The 18249-nt window shown below is 61.8% G+C and carries 15 protein-coding genes; 6 read left to right on the top strand and 9 right to left on the bottom strand.

Annotated elements, in window-relative coordinates; translation table 11 throughout:
• The first annotated feature begins 66 nt into the window (after positions 1-66).
• Complete coding sequence (gene gudD, locus IGW03_RS11635; protein WP_194722725.1) at positions 67-1422, top strand: glucarate dehydratase; 1356 nt, start codon at positions 67-69, stop codon at positions 1420-1422.
• 93 nt (positions 1423-1515) lie between these two features.
• Here the strand turns inward: gudD and IGW03_RS11630 are convergent, their stop codons facing one another.
• From IGW03_RS11630 to IGW03_RS11620, 3 genes are all read right to left on the bottom strand, one after another.
• Positions 1516-2310 carry an ABC transporter ATP-binding protein gene (locus IGW03_RS11630; protein WP_194722724.1) on the bottom strand — a complete coding sequence of 265 codons (795 nt, stop codon included), beginning with the start codon at positions 2308-2310 and terminating at the stop codon, positions 1516-1518.
• A complete protein-coding gene (locus IGW03_RS11625; protein WP_194722723.1) occupies positions 2310-3236 on the bottom strand; it encodes an ABC transporter permease in 927 nt (308 codons plus the stop codon). Before IGW03_RS11625 ends, IGW03_RS11630 begins: the two co-directional genes overlap by 1 nt.
• Positions 3237-3320: 84 nt before the next feature.
• Positions 3321-4298, bottom strand: a complete 978-nt coding sequence (locus IGW03_RS11620; RefSeq protein ID WP_194722722.1) for an ABC transporter substrate-binding protein — start codon at positions 4296-4298, stop codon at positions 3321-3323.
• Between the two features lie 224 nt (positions 4299-4522).
• Here IGW03_RS11620 and IGW03_RS11615 point away from each other — a divergent pair, with 224 nt between their 5' ends.
• The gene (locus IGW03_RS11615; RefSeq protein WP_194722721.1) at positions 4523-4996 is read left to right on the top strand and encodes an Lrp/AsnC family transcriptional regulator; all 474 of its coding nucleotides are present in this window, start codon (positions 4523-4525) and stop codon (positions 4994-4996) included.
• Positions 4997-5320: 324 nt separating this feature from the next.
• Here IGW03_RS11615 and IGW03_RS11610 read toward each other — a convergent pair whose 3' ends face one another.
• Together IGW03_RS11610 and IGW03_RS11605 are read right to left on the bottom strand one after the other, a co-directional pair.
• Complete coding sequence (locus tag IGW03_RS11610) at positions 5321-6481, bottom strand: branched-chain amino acid ABC transporter substrate-binding protein (protein ID WP_194722720.1); 1161 nt, start codon at positions 6479-6481, stop codon at positions 5321-5323.
• 72 nt (positions 6482-6553) lie between these two features.
• Entirely contained in the window at positions 6554-6850 is a 297-nt protein-coding gene (locus IGW03_RS11605; RefSeq protein ID WP_194722719.1) for a hypothetical protein, read from the bottom strand.
• Positions 6851-7036: 186 nt separating this feature from the next.
• On the opposite strand from IGW03_RS11605, the gene gcvA reads away from it, so the two are divergent.
• Complete coding sequence (gene gcvA, locus IGW03_RS11600) at positions 7037-7915, top strand: transcriptional regulator GcvA (RefSeq protein WP_194722718.1); 879 nt, start codon at positions 7037-7039, stop codon at positions 7913-7915.
• A 295-nt stretch (positions 7916-8210) separates the two neighbouring features.
• Positions 8211-9170 carry an NAD(P)-dependent oxidoreductase gene (locus IGW03_RS11595; protein WP_323744963.1) on the top strand — a complete coding sequence of 320 codons (960 nt, stop codon included), beginning with the start codon at positions 8211-8213 and terminating at the stop codon, positions 9168-9170.
• Here IGW03_RS11595 and IGW03_RS11590 read toward each other — a convergent pair.
• A complete protein-coding gene (locus tag IGW03_RS11590; RefSeq protein WP_194722716.1) occupies positions 9118-9918 on the bottom strand; it encodes an AraC family transcriptional regulator in 801 nt (266 codons plus the stop codon). The genes IGW03_RS11595 and IGW03_RS11590 overlap by 53 nt on opposite strands.
• A 378-nt stretch (positions 9919-10296) precedes the next feature.
• Between IGW03_RS11590 and IGW03_RS11585 the strand changes: the two genes are divergently transcribed.
• Positions 10297-12072 (top strand): ABC transporter ATP-binding protein, encoded by a 1776-nt coding sequence (locus tag IGW03_RS11585; protein ID WP_194722715.1) that lies wholly within the window; start codon positions 10297-10299, stop codon positions 12070-12072.
• Positions 12073-12103: 31 nt separating this feature from the next.
• Here the strand turns inward: IGW03_RS11585 and IGW03_RS11580 are convergent, their stop codons facing one another.
• The 3 genes from IGW03_RS11580 to IGW03_RS11570 all read right to left on the bottom strand — a co-directional run bounded on the left by IGW03_RS11580 (position 12104) and on the right by IGW03_RS11570 (position 16710).
• Positions 12104-13819: a SulP family inorganic anion transporter gene (locus IGW03_RS11580; protein WP_228535360.1), complete on the bottom strand. Its 1716-nt coding sequence runs from the start codon at positions 13817-13819 to the stop codon at positions 12104-12106.
• A gap of 392 nt (positions 13820-14211) precedes the next feature.
• Positions 14212-15261 (bottom strand): porin, encoded by a 1050-nt coding sequence (locus tag IGW03_RS11575; protein ID WP_194722713.1) that lies wholly within the window; start codon positions 15259-15261, stop codon positions 14212-14214.
• Positions 15262-15300: 39 nt separating this feature from the next.
• Positions 15301-16710 (bottom strand): hypothetical protein, encoded by a 1410-nt coding sequence (locus IGW03_RS11570; protein WP_194722712.1) that lies wholly within the window; start codon positions 16708-16710, stop codon positions 15301-15303.
• A 313-nt stretch (positions 16711-17023) separates the two neighbouring features.
• On the opposite strand from IGW03_RS11570, the gene IGW03_RS11565 reads away from it, so the two are divergent.
• Positions 17024-18247 carry a cation:dicarboxylate symporter family transporter gene (locus IGW03_RS11565; protein WP_194722711.1) on the top strand — a complete coding sequence of 408 codons (1224 nt, stop codon included), beginning with the start codon at positions 17024-17026 and terminating at the stop codon, positions 18245-18247.
• Positions 18248-18249: the final 2 nt, after the last annotated feature.

The following is an 18249-nucleotide window of genomic DNA, read 5'->3' as shown; positions in this document are numbered from 1 at the left end:
GTCCTATGCAAGCCGCCAGTACGGGGGCCGCACGCGTTCACATCCACTTTCCTTCACAGGCACAACATGAACAATTCCGCAAATCAGCCGACAATCAACGGCACGCCGGTCGTCACCGAACTGCGCGTCATCCCGGTAGCCGGGCGCGACAGCATGCTGCTCAACCTGAGCGGCGCCCACGGCCCTTACTTCACCCGCAACCTCGTCATCCTCACCGACAGCGCCGGCAACACCGGCGTCGGCGAAGTGCCCGGCGGCGAGCGCATCCGCCAGACCCTCAAAGACGCCGCTTCCCTGGTCGTCGGCCAGTCCATCGGCCATTACCACGCCATCCTGAACAGCGTGCGCAAGACCTTCGCCGAGCGCGACGCCGGCGGCCGCGGCCTGCAGACCTTCGACCTGCGCATCACCATCCATGCTGTCACCGCCCTCGAAGCGGCGCTGCTCGACCTGCTCGGCAAGCACCTCGGCGTACCGGTCGCAGCCCTGCTGGGCGAGGGCCAGCAGCGCGAGCAGGTGGAAATGCTCGGCTACCTGTTCTACGTCGGCGACCGCAAGGCCACCGATCTGGACTACGACAGCGACGCCGATGCCGACAACGACTGGTTCCGCCTGCGCCATGAAAAGGCAATGACGCCCGAAGCGGTGGTGCGCCTGGCCGAAGCCGCGTACGAGCGCTACGGCTTCAACGATTTCAAGCTCAAGGGCGGCGTACTGCGCGGTGAGGACGAGATCGAAGCGGTCACTGCGCTGGCCGAACGCTTTCCGAATGCCCGCATCACGCTCGACCCCAACGGCGGCTGGCTGCTCAAGGATGCAATCCGCCTGTGCCGCGACCAGCATGACGTGCTGGCCTATGCGGAAGACCCGTGCGGCGCCGAGAACGGTTTCTCGGGCCGCGAAGTGATGGCCGAGTTCCGGCGCGCGACAGGCCTGCCGACGGCGACCAACATGATCGCCACCGACTGGCGCGAGATGGGCCATGCGATCCAGCTGCAGTCGGTCGACATTCCGCTGGCCGATCCGCACTTCTGGACCATGCAGGGTTCGGTGCGGGTGGCGCAGATGTGCAATGAATGGGGCCTGACCTGGGGTTCGCATTCGAACAACCATTTCGACGTGTCGCTGGCGATGTTCACGCATGTTGCGGCAGCCGCGCCGGGCAAGATCACGGCGATCGACACGCACTGGATCTGGCAGGACGGCCAGCGGCTGACGAAGGCGCCGCTGCAGATCAAAGGCGGGATGGTGGAGGTGCCGAAGGCGCCGGGGCTGGGCATCGAGCTCGACATGGAGCAGGTTGAACGGGCGCACCGGCTGTACAAGGAAAAGGGACTGGGCGCGCGCGACGATGCGATTGCGATGCAGTACCTGATTCCGGGCTGGAAGTTCGACAACAAGAAGCCCTGCATGGTGCGCTGAGCCTGAGGGAGTGCATCGGCCACGGCGCCGCCCGTCAATGACGGCGGCGCCGTTATTCCATCGGAGACGGCAGAATGTCCGACTTCGATTCGTTCAAGCCAGCAGCAGCTTGTCGTCGTCCAGCTTTTCCCCGCGCGTGCGCTCGAACATCTGCAGAAGGTCCGGCACATCCAGCCCTTCCCTGTCTCGGCCAGCGACATCCAGCACCACCCGGCCTTCATGCAGCATCACGGTACGGTTGCCGTAATCCAGGGCCTGGCGCATGCTGTGGGTCACCATCATTGCCGTCAGCTTCTGCTGCTCGACGATCTTCGCCGTCAATTCGAGCACGAAGGCCGCCGTCTTCGGATCAAGTGCGGCGGTGTGCTCGTCCAGCAGCAGGATGCGCGAGGGCTTGAGCGAAGCCATCAGCAGACTGACCGCCTGCCGCTGTCCGCCTGACAGCAGGCCGATGCGGTCGGCAAGCCGGTTCTCCAGACCCAGGTTGAGAATGCGCAGCCTGTCGCGGAATTCGTCCCGCAGCGCGCGGTTCAGCGAAAAGCCGAGGCCGCGCTGCTCGCCGCGCCGGTAGGCGAGCGCCATGTTCTCTTCGATGGTCAGCCCTTCGCAGGTGCCGGCCATCGGGTCCTGGAAAACGCGTGCGACCATGTCGGCGCGCTGCCACGCCGGTTTGGCGGTCACGTCATTGCCGTCGATGGCTATCTTTCCGCTGTCGACCAGCAGATCGCCGCTGACCGCATTCAGGAATGTCGACTTGCCGGCACCGTTGGAACCGATCACCGTCACGAACTGCCCCGTCGGTATCTCGAGCGAGAGGCCGCGCAGCACCTTGTTCTCGATAGGCGTGCCGGGATTGAACGTGATTTCAAGATTTTTGGCCTGCAGCATTACTTGCTCCCTTTCGAAACGACGCGCAGTTCGCTGCGCCCGCCGAACATGCCGGCGAGCTTGCGCTTGTAGGCCGGAATCAGCAGTGCGACCGCGACCAGCACCGCAGTCACCAGATTCAGATCCTGCGCCTGCAGTCCGATGAAATCGCTGTTGAGCGCCAGCGCGATGAAGAACCGGTAGAGCACCGCGCCGAGAATGCAGGCCAGCGTGGTGATGATCATGCTGCGGGTCGGCATGACTGTCTCGCCGATGATGACCGCCGCCAGGCCGATCACGATCGTGCCCACGCCCATCGAGATGTCCGCACCGCCCTGCGTCTGCACGAACAAGGCCCCGGCCAGCGAGACCAGCGCATTCGAAATGGACAGTCCCCAGATGGTGAGGCCGTCGGTCGAGATGCCCTGCGCCCGCGCCATGCGCGGATTGCCGCCGGTGGCGCGCATCGCAAGCCCGGTTTCCGAGGCGAAGAACAGGTCGATGACGATCTTGGTGAGCGCCACAATTAACAGCAGCAGCAGCGGCTTGATCCAGTAATCCGGCATGTCGCCGAAGATGCCGAGCTGAAATACCGTCGGTTCATTGATCAGCGCGACATTCGGTTTGCCCATGATGCGCAGATTGATGGAATACAGCGCGATCATCACCAGGATGCTCGCAAGCAGTTGCATGATGCGAAGACGCACGTTCAGCCATGCGGTCAACGCGCCCGCAACGCCGCCCGCCAGCAGCGCTGCCGCCGTTGCGGCATAAGGGTTCCAGCCCGCGACCATGAGCGTCGCGGCGACTGCACCGCCGAGCGGGAAACTGCCGTCGACGGTCAGGTCGGGAAAGTTGATGATGCGGAAGGAGATGAATACGCCGAGCGCAACCAGGCCGAAAATCAGGCCGATCTCGATTGCGCCGAGAAAGGAAATCATAGACATTGCGAGTATCCGGCAAGTGCAGCCGCAAGGCATGGGCATGGGCATATGCCTTGCGGTACGGGATGGAAAGACGGTGGAAGCGTATTACTTGACGACGACCGCCGCCGATTTGAGCAGCGCGTCAGAGAGAGCGACGCCCTGCTTCTGCGCCGCGTCCGGATTGACATGCAGCTCGAACTTGGAGCTCATCTCGGAGGCAATGTTGCCGGGCGCCTCGCCCTTGAGAATGCGGACCGCGATCTTGCCGGTCTGGCGGCCGAGATCATGATAGTTCAGGCCGAGCGCAGCTACAGCGCCGCGCTTGACCGCGCCGGTATCGGCGGCAATCACCGGAATCTTCGCTTGCTGAGCGACCCTGACGATGCCCTCGAAGGCGGACATGACATTGTTGTCGGTCGGCGTATAGATGGCATCCACCTTGCCGACCAGACTCTGCGCCGCGCTCGGCACATCGACCGTGCGCGCGGCCGCGCCTTCCACCAGCTTGAGATCGGCAGCCGCTGCTGCCTTGCGCAGCGCCTCGACGATGGCCACGGAATTGGCTTCGCCAGGACTGTAGATCACGCCGATGCGCGCCGCCTTGGGAACGATCTGCTTGATCAGTGCGATATGCTTGTCCAGCGGCGACTGGTCGGAAACGCCTGTCACGTTGGTGCCTGACGGGCCCCAGCCGCCGACCAGCTTGGCGGCAACGGGATCAGTGACCGCGCTGTAGACCACGGGAATCGTCTTGGTGGTCGCCACCACGGCCTGCGCCGACGGTGTAGCGATGGCAACGATCACGTCCGGACGATCGCCGGCATATTTTCGCGCGATCTGCGCGGCCGTGCCGGTATTGCCCTGCGCGCTCTGATATTCGAACTTCAGGTTCTTTCCGGCTTCATAGCCGGATGCCTTCAACTCTTCCTTCACGCCATCGCGAACCGCATCGAGCGCGGGATGCTCGACGATGGCGGTCACGGCCACCGTCTTGTCAGCGGCATGGACCATGCCCGCGCCCAATGTTGCAAGCGGAATGGCCAGGCATGCATAAAGTGCGGATCTTGCGAAATAATCTTTCATGATTGTCTCCGATGGAATTAAGAATTTGAATTAGGAATTCATCGCATGACGGACATGCGCGAATGTTGAGCGCATGAATGTCGCCTTGTGCAGGCGGGCCGTGCGCACGTCCGTCAGAAGGAGAAAATTCTACTCTTCGTTAATAAAAATTTATTGCGTATTGCTGCCGATGTTCATGGCAAAAGAAATATAATTTCGCGCTGCCGATGCATCAGGAGACGAAGTTGCACGAACTCGAATATGATCAGACCGACCGCAAGATCCTCGCCTACTTGCAGGAACGCGGAAGGGCCACCAATCTTGAAATTGCAGAGGTGGTTCACCTCTCCGCAGCGCAATGCCACCGCCGCCATCGCCGTCTTGAGGAACAGGGTTACATCCTCCGTTACGAAACAAGGCTCAATGCCCCCATGCTGGGCTTGGGTGTAGTGGCCTTCGTGCATGTCTCCATGGAACGCGGACACTTGCGGGATTTGCTCAAGTTCAAGAGTCTCATGGTCGACATGCCCGAAGTGCTTGAGTGCTACTCGGTGACCGGCGACTTCGATTACGTGATCAAGGTTGTCAGCCAGGATCTCAAGTCCTTGTCGGAATTCCTGCTCGACAGGCTGATGCGTCTGCCGGGCGTCAGCGGCGTGAAATCCACGGTATGTCTCGACGAAATTAAATGTACAAATTCCTTACCCTTGCCGAGATAATATTCGGTGAAAGGCGTGTTAATCGCCTTGCATATTAAGATTGAGATATCTGAACCGGCTCTTCACCGCAATTTAAGAATGAAGCGCAGTCCCACTGCATCTTAATGTTGCGCATCGAAGCGGTCCCGGCCATGCATCATCGTTTCCGCTTCGCGTCCGTCAGGGCGTCTGCAGCGATACTGTATCGGTCATCCGGCCGAAACAGATCCAGTAACAGCTGCGGCACTAGCCGCGCCGTTTCCGGCGCGGCGTATCTGTCCGGAACCGCTTTGCCGAACTAGGCTTGCACAGGCGCCTGACATCCCGCAGCGCTGTCTGACAGGCTTAGTGCGTGACGGTAATCATCGAACGCTTTCCGCCCTTGTAGGTATAAAGCGTAAGCATTCCATCCTTGACGTCGCCGCGGTTGTCGAATGCGATATTGCCGGTCACACCCTTGTATTGAATCTTGGCGAGTTCGGGCAGGTATTTCTGCGGCTCGGAGGAATTGGCCTTGTGCATCGCAGCCACCATCAGCATTACCGAGTCATACACATACGGAGCATAGATTTGCAACTCCATGTCGAACTTCTTCTTGTAAGCCGTCTTGAATTCGTCCAGGCCTTTCTTCTGGTTGTCCTCGACGCCGCCGGCTTCCGCACAGACCACCGAATTGTCGGTCAGGGCATCGCCTGCGAGCGCGCCGAGGGACTCGGAACAGACGCCGTCGCCGCCCATGAATTTCGCATTGATGCCGAGCGCCTTCATTTGGCGCAGCATGGGGCCGCCGACTGCGTCCATGCCGCCGAAGAACACCACGTCGGGATTCTTGGCCTTGATTGCGGTGAGAATCGCATTGAAGTCGGTCGCCTTGTCGTGCGTGTACTGGCGCGCCACGATATTGATGTTGGGATTCCTGCTCCTGGCGCCCTTGATGAATTCGTCGGCGACACCCTGGCCATAGGCGGTGCGGTCGTCGATTACGGCAATGCTTTTCGCCTGAGCGGTTTGCACTGCATAGCGGCCGAGCGTGCCGCCAAGCTGGCTGTCGTTGGCAACGACGCGGAACGCCGTCTTGAATCCCTGCTGCGTGTACTTGGGATTGGTGGCCGATGGCGAAATCTGGGGAATGCCCGAATCGGCATAGATGCGCGACGCCGGAATGGTGGTTCCGGAAGTCACGTGGCCGATCACGCCGTGAACCTTGGCATCGGCGAGCTTTTGCGCGGCGGCAGTCGCCTGCTTCGGATCGGAGGCGTCGTCCTCGGCCAGCAGTTCAAACTTCGTTTTCCTGCCGCCGATGACGATGCTCTTTGCGTTCAGTTCATCGATCGCCATCCGTGCGCCGTTGACGTTGTCCTTGCCCCAATGAGCGATGGGGCCGGTAACCGGCGCGACCAGGCCGATCTTGACGACCTGCTCCTGCGCGAGAGCGGAATGGGATCCGGTCGCCGCGACGGCACCTGCCGCCATGAGCATGGCGGATTTGAGCTCTTTGACCTGCATGATTTTCTCCTTTTCGTTCTAGTAATGAATGATGCTGCTTGCACCGGAAGGCGAACGCCGGTCACGGTCGATTCACGCCGCGCCGGATTCGCTATCCGGAAAATCTCCACCTTGTTGCATAATTCTTTGCCAGTAAGCACGCTTTCTCGGATTGCGTTCGCGCTTGTGACGCGACGCTGCCGCTGCCTCGATCGGCGAGATATTCGCCATCTCCGCAAGGCGGAAAATTTCGTAAGGATCTGCAGGCAATATTCCCTTTTTTATTTCGGAGAGACGCGCAGGATGAATGCCCAGCGCGCCTGCCATCTGCATATCGGACGAGAATCCGGCAGCGGCTCTCGCCGCTTCCACCAGGTCACCTTGGTTCACGAGCAATTTGTCCTCACTCACTTCTTGGCACACCGCGGCCCACCCGCTGCGGGCGCACACTCAACAACACGCGCCGCATCGATGCGCTACACTTTGCGCGTCTCATGACGCGTTGAAAATATAGCGTTGCGGCTCGCTTCCGCACAAACGATTAATACTTACGCTAACGTTTAGATTTACTAATCCATGTCACACAGACTTCCTCCGCTCAGCTCGCTGCGTGCATTCGAAGCAGTCGCCAGACTGCAAAGCATCAAGGCCGCGGCGGGAGAGCTCAATGTCACCGGCGGTGCGGTCAGCCTGCAGATACGCAATCTTGAAGAATGGCTCGGCATGCCGCTCTTTGTCCGCAAGGCGCGGCGCCTGGTATTGACGAATGAAGGCAAGCGCTACTTCACCTCGGTGAGCGCAGCCTTCCGCGTGCTGGGAGAAGCGACGCGCGGCCTGCGCGGCAGCGGCAAGTCGACGCTGACGGTCAGCTGCACACAGGGCTTCGCAATGCAGTGGCTGGTGCCGAGAATGGATCGCTTCACGGCCGCGGCGCCTCACATCGATGTGAAGATCGATGCCACGCATCATCTCGTGGATTTCGAGCGCGATGACGTGGATTTCGCCATCCGTCACGGGCTCGGGATTTATGAAGGGCTGGCCAGTGAAAAACTGGTCGGCGACGATCTCGTACCGGTTGCGAGCCCGGCGTTGATCGGCAACGCCACGTTCGCATCGCCCAATGACCTGCGTCAGTTCACGCTGCTGCATGACGAACACCGCGACGACTGGCGTGCATGGATTGCATCCGCCCACGCCGATGCGCTCGATGCGGAACGAGGCGTCCTCTTCATGGGAAATGCGGTGGTCGATGCGGCCAAGGCAGGCCGCGGCATCGCGCTGCTGCGGCGGTCCCTGATCGAAGAGGAACTGCGGTCGGGCAATCTGGTGCAGCTCTTTCCGCAAACGCTGCGGGTGGATATCGCCTATTACCTCGTCTACCCGCAGGGCGTGCTCGACAACGGCGATGCGGAAATTTTCCGGCAATGGCTGCACAGGGAAGCGCGCGGGATGTAGAAGGTCTTCCGCGCCTTTTCCGCTGCATATCATGCATGCCCGGCAGTTGATGCCGGAATAAAAAAAGCCTGCATGCAGCGATGCATGCAGGCTTAACTAACGCCCGTTCAACGTTAGTAGGCAAGGAATGCCAAATATAAACACCGGCTGCCGGGAGTTCAAACGATTAATACTCGCGTCATGGTTTAGAAAAACTTTCCAAGGCCCGTGAGAGCCGGCTCGCATCACAAAGCTTCAAGACACGTCTTTGCAACCCCGCTAGATTGTCCGCACGGCGCATGGCCGCAGAAAAGGCATTCTTGAACAACGGAGGAGAACGGACATGGATATCGGCTTTATCGGGCTCGGGGTCATGGGACAGCCCATGGCGCTCAATCTGGCGCGGGCGGGCACGCCGCTCCTGGTGTGGAACCGCAGCATCGAACGCTGCGAAGCGCTGCGTGCGGAAGGCGCGAGCGTGGCCGGCAGTGCCGATGAGGTATTTTCGCGTACGCGCATCGTGTTTCTGATGCTGATCAGCGGGGAAGCGATGGATGGAGTACTCGGCCGCGGGACGTCGCACTTTCAAGCGAATGTAAACGGCCGTCTGATCGTGCATATGGGCACCACCTCGCCGGAGTATTCAAAAGCGCTGGAGACGGACATTCTTGCAGCCGGAGGAAGTTATGTGGAATGCCCGGTGTCGGGCTCGCGCCTGCCGGCAGAGGCAGGCCAGCTGGTCGCCATGCTTGCGGGCGATCCTTCCGCCGTCAACGAAGTACTGCCGCTGATCAAGCCCATGTGCCGCGACAGTTTCGTCTGCGGCGCGGCGCCGTCGGCTTTGCTGATGAAACTTGCGGTCAATCTGTTCCTGATCACGATGGTGACCGGCCTGGCCGAGGCATCGCATTTCGCCGAGCGGCACAATCTGGACATGCAGACATTCCGCTCGGTGCTGGATGCGGGACCGATGGCAAGCGCCGTGTCGCGCATGAAAATCGCCAAGCTGGTCGAACGGAATTTCAATGTGCAGGCCTCCATCCTGGATGTGTTGAAGAACAACCGCCTGGTGGCTGATGCCGCACGTCGCTGCGACATCGCTTCGCCCCTGCTCGACGTCTGCCATGCGCTATATGGAGAAACCGCCGAGCTTGGACACGGAAAGGCGGATATGATCGCCGTCGTGCATGCGATCGAAGCCCGCACCCTGGCAGCGCACGAACTCAGCGCTGCGCGGCAGCCCAGTGCGCAGGCGTCAGGCCATACGCCTGCTTGAACTGCCGCGACATGTGAGCCTGGTCGGCGAAGCCTGCTTCCAGTGCAGCTTCGCTCAGCGCGCATCCCGATGCCAGCAGCATTCTCACCGCATCCAGCCGGCGCAGCGTGCGGAAGCGGCTCGGACTGGTGCCGAAGGCTGCGCGAAACTGCCGCGCAAGCGTCCAGCGATCGATGCCGGCAATGCGTTCAAGCTCGTCCATCGAATGACGCACGGAAGGCGCCGCAGCAATGCACTCGCGAACGCGCTGCAGCGGGGCGAGCGCAAACCGGGTTACGGATGCGCCATGCGGTGCCGCGACGCCGTCGAGCCAGGCCGCCAGCGCATCGACGATGCCGATGCGGGCAAGGTCATCGAGTTCGCCGTCGATATCCCAGATCTCAGCGGGCACGCCCGGCTTCAGTCTCGCGGCATCTATCACCGGATTCGCGACGAAAGGCAAGGGCCTGCCCTGCAGCGCTTTCTGGACAAGGGCGGGATCGACATAGAGGATGCGGTAGCTGAAGCCCTCGTCCGTACCGGCGCCGCCGTCATGCAGTTCGTCCGGATGCAGCACATGGCATTGTCCCGGCAGGCAGTGCCATGTTCGCCCCCGAAAGCGAAAGCGCTGTACGCCGGACAGGGTGATGCCGACGGCATAGGTATCATGACGATGCGGTGCGAAAGCCTGCCCATGCAGGCATGCCTCCATGCGTTCGACTCCCGGTGCTCCCTTCCCGTGCCTGATGCGGTCTGCGGCGTTGAACATGTATCGCTCCTTGGTCGTCTGCGGTTGCTGCCGTCATTGCGGGCGTTTCACGCTTCTGCTTGTCGAATTGAAATCAGTATAGAGCGCCGTCATGCAATGCTGAATTCATAAATTTGCAAGAGCGGTATCTGAATTTCGCATTGCTCGAACACGGAAGTTGCAAGCCTTTCATCCACGCGGGTTCGATGTTGCAAGCTGTTACCTTATCGGTCGTTGTTTCATGACGCTTCGACATTGGCACTCTGCTTTCCTGCGGCTAACATTTCGCCTCGTCAAACCAGTGCTATTTCGACTTTGCCCTTTTCCCTCAAGGCTGCAGGACTTGACAGCCGTCACGCGGCCGGCCGCAATCAGCCGGCGTCTCAAGTCAAACCCGCCATGGGCGGCTTGTATAACAATCTCTGGCGCTATGCCGCAGGTGCCCGGCTTCAGCTCATCGCTTGCAGCCTGATGCTCGTCGGCGCGGCGATCCTCGAACTGGTCTCGCCCTGGCTTGCCTCTCGTGCAATCAATATCCTGCAAAAGAATGAACCCGGTGCGCTGGCGGAAGCCGCGCTGCATGTCGTTGCCATTCTGATCGTCTCGGGCGCCGCCTGGGCGCTGCATGGTCCGGGGCGCATCGGCGAGCGCAAGGTCGCCCTGCGCATTCGCCAGCAATTCACCGATGCGCTTTACGCACGCCTGATGCGCCTGCCCATGTCGTGGCATGAACAGCATCATTCGGGTGAAGTGCAGCAGCGCATCAGCCAGTCCACCTTCGCCCTGTTCAACTTCGCGCAGAACCAGTTCTCCTATCTCAAGAGCGGCGTGCATTTCATCGGCGCAGCGGCGGCGCTCGTCATGTACTCACATGCGCTGGGCTTGGTTGCCCTCGCGGGTTACTTCGGCATTGCCTATCTGATGTTCCGCTTCGACCGTCAGCTAATGCGGCTGGCCAGGGAGGAAAACGCGGCGGAACGCAGCTACCAGGCGAAGATGCTCGACTTCCTCGGCAATGTGGGGACAGTATTTTCGCTGCGGATGCAGCAAGGCTCACGCCGCGTCGTCAACGAACGCCTGGACAAGGTCTTCGAGCCGCAAAAGAAAAGCATCGTGCTGGTGGAAGCCAAATGGTGCGCAGCCGATCTGCTGAGCGTGGTGCTGACCTGGGCGCTGGTGGCGGCGGCCGCCTGGCCGAGCGAAAGCACCGGCGGCGCGATCCTGCTGGGCAGCGTCTTCCTGGTGCATCAGTATGCGCAGCAGGCGCGCGGCGTGGTGCTGTCGGCCGCGGACAAGTTCCAGTCCTTCGCCCGCACGCGTACCGACGTGGCGAGCGCGGAAGCGATCTGGACCGCCGATGAAGCGCCCGCGCCGGGCGAGCCTCTTCCCGCAGGATGGAAACGATTGTCCATCAAGGGCTTGTGCTACGAGCATCCGTCATCGGGTGCAAACGCGGCGGCGCAGGCACCCGCAGGCCTTCATCACGTCTCGCTCAATCTCGAGCGCGGCGACCGTGTGGCGCTGATCGGCCACAGCGGTTCCGGCAAGAGCACGCTGATGAAGGTCATTGCCGGCCACTATGCGCCGACGCAGCAGCATGTGGAAGTGGACGGAAAGGCCTATCCCGCAACGCGCCACCTGGAAAGCATTGCCACGCTGATTCCGCAGGAGGCCGATGTGTTCGAAGCCAGCCTGCGCGAGAACATTTCCCTGAGCGGCGCCCACGGCGACGCGGAAATTCTGCGGATGATCCATGCCAGCACTTTCGATGCGGTGATGGCCGACATGGACATGACGCTGGAAAGCGCCGTCACTGAACGCGGCGCCAACCTGTCGGGCGGCCAGCGCCAGCGGCTCTGCCTGGCGCGCGGACTGCTCGCAGCGCAGTCGAGCTCGCTCATCATGCTGGACGAACCTACCAGCGCTCTCGATCCGGTTACGGAAGACGCGGTGCTGGGCAGGATTTCGAAGACCTTCCCGGACGCCTGCCTGATGATGTCGGTACACCGCATGAGCCTGCTTCATCACTTCAACAAGATCGTGCTGATGGCGAACGGGCGGGTGCAGGATGCCGGGACGGCGGAGGAATTGCTGGAACGGCAGCCCGCATTCCGGCAGATGCTGAAGCTGCCGGGCTCTGTCCTTGATACGGCGGCCGTCTCCGGCGGGAATTAGCCTCCTTTGCGCGTCATGCGCTTCATGCGCTTCAGCGGTGAGCCTGTCCGGCGACTTCCGTGTGTTCCGGTTCCGCCTTTGAAGAGGCGCTGCGCAGCGCTCCCACCGCAGCCGCATCGGTGACGAAGATGCGTTCCGCACCAATGCGGGCAAGGAGACCTGCGCGTTCCAGCACATCCGACACCTGTTTCTTGACGGCGCTCATGTGAAGCGCGACGCCTTTGGCTTCCAAGGTCGTGCGCATGGCTTCAAGCGCTTCGACTCCCGAGGCATCGATGTCATTGATGCCGCTTGCGCAAAGCAATACCCGCCCGACCGACGGATCCCGGGTGCAAAAGGAAGACACGAAGCGGTCCAGCGGGCCGGCCGTCAGGAAATTGAGGGCGGAGTCCATGCGCACCGCGAGCACGTCGTCGGCAAGCCGGGGCAGTTCGAAGCGCTGGCGGTCGCGCAGGGTGCCGTCCTGGTGAAGGCTGACCTCGATGATGCGGGGATGCGAGCGGCGATACAGGAAGGAAGTCATTGCCAGTCCGATGCCTGCGAACACGCCCCAGTGGAGATACGGCATGGAGAAGAGGGTAACCGCAAAGGTGACCGCTGCCACCATCGCGTCATCGCGCGACATCACCATCAGGCGCTTGAATACGCCAAGATCGAGCAGTGAAAAGGTCGGCACGATGATCATCGCCGCCAGCGCGGAACGCGGAAGATAGTAGACGACATCGAGCAGGAACAGCAGCGCAAGCAATACGCAGGCGGTGGAAAACAGCGTAGACCAGGCGCTGGTGGCGCCGGCATACAGGTTCAGCGCCGAACGCGAGAACGATCCGCTGACCGGGAACGATCCGCTGATTCCGCTGGCAATTTTTGCCAAACCCTGACCGATGAGTTCCTGGTTCTCGTCCCAGGGCTTCTGCTGCTTGCGCGCGAGGGTGCGGCAGCTCGACATGGCTTCGGTAAAGCTGACCAATGCGAGGATGAACGCAGCCGGCCACAGTGCCTGGTGCTGCTCGAAGGTAATCGACGGCGGCAATGAAAGTGCCGGCAAACCCGATGGCAGATGGCCGATCACGGCGCCGCCGAGCGCCTCGTAGCCCAGTTGCCAGCTGGCTGCAATGGCCAGCACGCTGACTGCAAGAATGCCTGGAAAGCGCGGCAGCAGGCGCTTGAACAGCACCAGAAGCACGACAGCGGCGATGCCGAAGGCCGAAGCGATCGCGGCGCCCGGCGGCAGCGGCACGGTGTTTCCCGCAGCCAGCTCCAGCCACCGAGACACCGGCACGCCGCGCACGCCGAACAGGTCGGGCAATTGCGACACGATGATGATCAGCGCGGCTGCATTGATGAAACCGTGAATGACCGGCTGGGATACGAGGTCGGCTACCCTGCCGAGGCGGAAGGCGCCGAGCAGAAACTGGAAGACGCCGGCATAGACTGCGAGCCATACTCCAAGCGCCACCCATTGCCCGCTTCCGTGCGCAGCCATCGGTGACAGGGAGCCGAAAACCAGCAGGCTGGTCAACGCGACGGGACCGACTGCAAGCAGCTGGCTCGATCCCCAGAGCGCGCCGACGATGGCAGGAAGCAGCGCCGCATACAGCCCCGTCTCGGGAGGCATGCCGGCCAGCGTCGCATAGGCAATCGCCTGGGGAATCAGGATGAGGCCTACGCTGAGGCCTGCCCATGCATCGCGCGCCAGTGAACCGGCGCTCGGACGTGGCCAAGCCAGAAAAGGCAGCCAGCGCAAGAATCGGGATTGCATCGAATGAGAAGGAGGAGCCGGGGTAACGGCACCATGATGCCAGAGTTTCGCGGTGGAGGGTGGGCGGGGTATTCGCGCACTGGATGGCGGCGATGCGATTGAACATGCCTTGACAAGGCCGCCATCGCCTTTCGCTTGACGCCGCACGGTCCTTCGCCCGTGCGCTCCGCTCTGTCCCGAGCGTTGGAGCGGACCCACCCGCCCCCTGAACTGACCCCGGCGCTTCTGCAGACCAGCGAGCTGCAGGCGCAAGACTGCAGCTCGCCAGCTTTGGCCGCTAACCGCTCGCGGTTAGTTCACTTCAATGAAAAAAGCAGGGAAGGCAGCAAAGAGCTTGTCCGGATACGGAGGGCGGACTTGCTGCTGTCTGCTGTCGGTCAGAACACGTGCATGATGCCGGCGGAGATGCCCGTCTGGCGCGTCTGGTTCAGGCGGGTGGTACCTCCCGTCGCATAGCCGCCGTTGAGCTTCTGGATATCGATTTCGGAATACAGCGTGGTGCGCCGCGACAGTTCGTAAGTCAGGCCGACCATGTACAGGTCGCGCTTCGCATCGCCTGCGGCGACGGAGGCCGATGCGGCGGTATTGAACACCTTGTTGCGGTACCACGCGCCGGTCAGTCCGAGCTGCGGTGTCAGCTTGTAGGCCAGCCCGGCCCACATCCATTTCGCAGTGCTGTCGCGTGCCGCGCCCTCCTGCGTCTCATCCACATAGCCGACCGATGCGGTTGCCTTGCCGAAGGTATAGGCGCCGCCGACGGCGAAATGGTCATAGTCGCGGTAATTCGCCGCTGCGGCCGTGCCGACGTTGCGCTCCGCCCGCGTATAGGACGCGCCCAGCTTGACCGGTCCGCTGGCATAGGTTGCGCCGACGGCCTGCGCTGCGCCCTGCGACGTGCTGCCGGCGACTTCGCCCAGCGCATACTCGGCGCGCAAGGTTACGTCGCCGAAGTTGCCGGTGTACTGGATATCGTTGCTGTTGCGGGTGCCGGCAGTGGACGACAGCGCGTAAGTGACGCTCGGGTAGCGATAGACGAACGGGTCGAAGGCAAGAATCGTCTTGTAGGCGACCGTGTACTGCCTGCCCAGATCGACCTGCCCCCAACTTCCGGCCAGCCCCACGCGCGCTTCGCGCTGGAACAGCTGGCTGTTCGTGTTGTTGAGCGCGCCGGTCCCGGTGTTGAAGCCGGCTTCCAGGAGAAAGACCGCCTTCAGATTGCCGCCGAGGTCCTCGCTGCCGCGAAAGCCGATGCGGTTTGAACGGAAGGTGCCGTTCGAACCCATGGTCAGCCTGTCGTCGCCGGCGGCATTGACGTTGGTGACGTTGCGCAGGCCGGCATCGATGGACCCGTAGACGGTCACATTCGACTGTGCATGGGCGAGCGTGGACATCGCGCCAAGCGCGATCGCGGTAAGCTGGTGCTTCATAGTTCTCCTGAGTTGTTGTGTGGTCTTGCGGTGATGAAATCAGTGAGCCTGGCCGGCAGCCTTGGCTGCCCTGGGCGCGACGCGGGTATTCAGGGCGGGCGGCTGGAAGCGGGTATCGAAATGGCAGCCGCCGGAAAACCGGGCCGACCATTTTTCGCAGGCGGCGGCAATCTGCTCAGCAGTCGGCTTGCTTCCTTCCGTGGTCCACAGCCGCATGGCATCGAACACCGCCGCATATTCGGCGTCGGACAGCTTGCTGTGCTCGTTCTCGTTGGTGAAGACCTGCACCAGCCTGGCGTCGTTGCCCCTGGCGGCGACCAGGCTTCGATAATCGGCTTCGTACTCGACCATCGCCGTCGGATCATGAATGGCATGCAGGCTGATGGCCGGCACCGTCAGGTCGCCGCTCATGTCGGAGTCATCCGCAAGCTGCCTGACGGCCACAGGATCGGCATCGAAGCGCTGCACGCCGCGGTTGAGCGCTTCATCGTTGTCGGAGCCTCGATAGACGACGTCGCGGTTGGTAAAGGGATTGCGGCCGCCGAGTACGCGCTGCGTCATGTCGCGGAACAGGAACGTGGCCCAGCCCAGATGCGAAACAAGGCTTCGCTCGGGAATGCGTATCACTCCCAGTATGTTGGCCAGGTTGCGCTTCTGCTCGGCGCTGCGCTGTTCCGGCTTGAGGCCGACGCCGGTGCACTCCCTGACGCGCTCTGCGAGTTCCTTGTTCGTCATTTTGGAATCGGCGGGCAGGCCCATCCACAGCGGATATTGCGGTTCGTCGGGACGCGGATGATTCTTGCAATAGTACTGGTAGACGGCGCGCAGGTCGGCGCGATGCAGATAGTTGCGCGAGCCGCCGGCAAGCATGCCGTTGGTATAGATGACGCCGTCATAGTTGCGGCTGCCGTCCGCATTGCGCGCATGCAGTTCGATGCCCTTGGCGGCGATGTTGCCGCCCCAGGACTGGCCGTGCAGGATTGTGTACGCCGGCTTGCCGAAGCGTTCCACGAAAATCCGGCGCAGGTTCTCGGTGTCGTCTGCTGCCATGCGTACCCCGTAGCCGGGGCGCCGGTAGCTTGAACCCGCCCAGGCGTAGCCCTGCTTCACGGTCACGGCAAAGCGTTCCAGGTCTTCCACGCTGATGTCGCGCGAGATCGGCGCCAGGCGCGGACCGCCGTGCGCATGCATGACGAGCGTGCGATTCCACTCGTGAGGAATGGCAATCCAGTAATGCGCTCCCTGCTGATCGACGCCGGTATAGCAGCGGGCGGCCGTGTCGAGGCCGGCAGGGCAGGATGCGGACGCAGGATTGCTTGCAACGACGGGATTTGCCGGCACGGATGCGGCGGCAGCCTTTGCAGGCGTTTGAGTGGCCACTGGAATCTGGCTGCACGCGGTCAGGACACCGGCGAATGCGGCGGCTGCCGACAGGCGCGAATAGGACATGCTGTCTCCTTGTGAATTCACTATGTTCTTGGTCCGTGAAACCCATGGATTCAACGGAATCAATGGAATCGGCGGGCCTGTTCTTTATGAGCGGGATAGTAGAAATGAATTCACTGCGTGTCAAATATCTCAATAACCATATTCCGATACTTTTTATATATGCATTGCAACGTCGCGGAGCGAAGCAATGACGGAATGGCAAGCGCGGCGTAAACCATGCAACTCCCCTCTGCCGCCGGCATGAACTGCTGTAGAATCGTCGCACCACTCACGCCTGCAACCGCTTGGCTCCATGCGCAGGCCTACGACAATCATGAAGAGACTCTCAGTGCCGAGCCCGTTTGCACAAATGGCATTCGCCATCGCCGGCGGCATCCTTCTCGGCTATTTCAAGCCATCCCTGGCCATGCAGATGAAGCCGCTCGGCGACTGGTTTCTTGCCGCCATACGCCTGCTCATCGTGCCTATCGTTTTCTTCACCGTGATGACGGGCATAGGAGCGCTCGTGCAGGTCAGGCAGGTGGGCAGATTGGGAGTGCGGATCTTTTTCTGCTTCGAACTGATGTCGACGCTCGCGCTGCTGGCCGGCTTGCTGGCCGCGCATTTCGCGCAGCCCGGAGCCGGCTTTCCGCTGAGCGCGGAAGCCTTGCACGGCGCTTCAGGCATACGCGGTGCCGCTGCGATTGCAATGCCGGATCTGCCGCAGACCGTCTTCCAGGCATTCGGGAAAAGCAGCATCCTGCAGGCGCTTCTGTTTGCCTGCATCTGCGGCGTGGCGACAGCCCTGCTCGGACGCCGCGCCGCAGGATTTTCCGCCCGCTGCGACCGGATAGGAGCACAGTTGCTGAAGCTGGTGCAATGGCTGATGTATCTTGCGCCTCTGGCAGCCTTCGGCGCGATTGCCTTTTCCGTCGGCAGATACGGCGTGCATTCGGTCACGCCGCTGATCCGCCTGCTGGTCTTGCTGTATGCGACCACGGGGCTGTTCGTCTTGGTGCCGCTGGGCTTGCTTGCGCGCAGGGCCGGCATCCGCATCGGCGCCTTCATCCGCTATCTCAAGGAGGAGCTGCTTCTGGTCTTCGGCACCTCTTCGTCCGTGACCGCCATGCCCGGCCTGCTGAAAAAACTGGAAATGGCGGGCTGTCCCCGCATCGTCGCCGGCGTGGCGATCCCGTCGGGTTACTCGTTCAACCTGAACGGCAGCAATATTTACCTGGCGATGGCGGTGGTGTTCCTTGCCCAGGCGTTCGGAATCGAACTCGGCCCCGGCGAATACCTGACGATCCTGGCGGTGGCGATGGTGACGTCCAAGGGAGCAAGCGGCGTGGCCGGCTCTGCCTTCATGGCGCTGGCGGCGACCATCGCTGCCGTACCCGCCCTGCCGGACAGCAGCCTGCTGCTGATCGTCGGCATAGAAAGGCTGCTCAAGTGCAGGCCGCTTGCCAACGTGATCGGAAACGGCGTGGCCTGCATGGCGATCGCGGCATGGGACGGCAGACTGGAAAAAGACGCGCTTGACAGGCAGCGGCTCCGCTAGGC

This window comes from Noviherbaspirillum malthae, from assembly GCF_015352985.1.
GTDB classification, from domain to species: domain Bacteria; phylum Pseudomonadota; class Gammaproteobacteria; order Burkholderiales; family Burkholderiaceae_D; genus Noviherbaspirillum; species Noviherbaspirillum malthae.
This window is presented reverse-complemented; position numbering and strand designations above follow the sequence as displayed.

What these genes read in the sequence shown, in the direction of transcription:
- gudD (WP_194722725.1), top strand. Translation starts at nt 67, where the DNA reads ATGAACAATTCCGCAAATCAGCCGACAATCAACGGCACGCCGGTCGTC.
- IGW03_RS11630 (WP_194722724.1), bottom strand. Translation starts at nt 2,310, where the DNA reads ATGCTGCAGGCCAAAAATCTTGAAATCACGTTCAATCCCGGCACGCCT.
- IGW03_RS11625 (WP_194722723.1), bottom strand. Translation starts at nt 3,236, where the DNA reads ATGTCTATGATTTCCTTTCTCGGCGCAATCGAGATCGGCCTGATTTTC.
- IGW03_RS11620 (WP_194722722.1), bottom strand. Translation starts at nt 4,298, where the DNA reads ATGAAAGATTATTTCGCAAGATCCGCACTTTATGCATGCCTGGCCATT.
- IGW03_RS11610 (WP_194722720.1), bottom strand. Translation starts at nt 6,481, where the DNA reads ATGCAGGTCAAAGAGCTCAAATCCGCCATGCTCATGGCGGCAGGTGCC.
- gcvA (WP_194722718.1), top strand. Translation starts at nt 7,037, where the DNA reads ATGTCACACAGACTTCCTCCGCTCAGCTCGCTGCGTGCATTCGAAGCA.
- IGW03_RS11590 (WP_194722716.1), bottom strand. Translation starts at nt 9,918, where the DNA reads ATGTTCAACGCCGCAGACCGCATCAGGCACGGGAAGGGAGCACCGGGA.
- IGW03_RS11585 (WP_194722715.1), top strand. Translation starts at nt 10,297, where the DNA reads ATGGGCGGCTTGTATAACAATCTCTGGCGCTATGCCGCAGGTGCCCGG.
- IGW03_RS11575 (WP_194722713.1), bottom strand. Translation starts at nt 15,261, where the DNA reads ATGAAGCACCAGCTTACCGCGATCGCGCTTGGCGCGATGTCCACGCTC.
- IGW03_RS11570 (WP_194722712.1), bottom strand. Translation starts at nt 16,710, where the DNA reads ATGTCCTATTCGCGCCTGTCGGCAGCCGCCGCATTCGCCGGTGTCCTG.
- IGW03_RS11565 (WP_194722711.1), top strand. Translation starts at nt 17,024, where the DNA reads ATGAAGAGACTCTCAGTGCCGAGCCCGTTTGCACAAATGGCATTCGCC.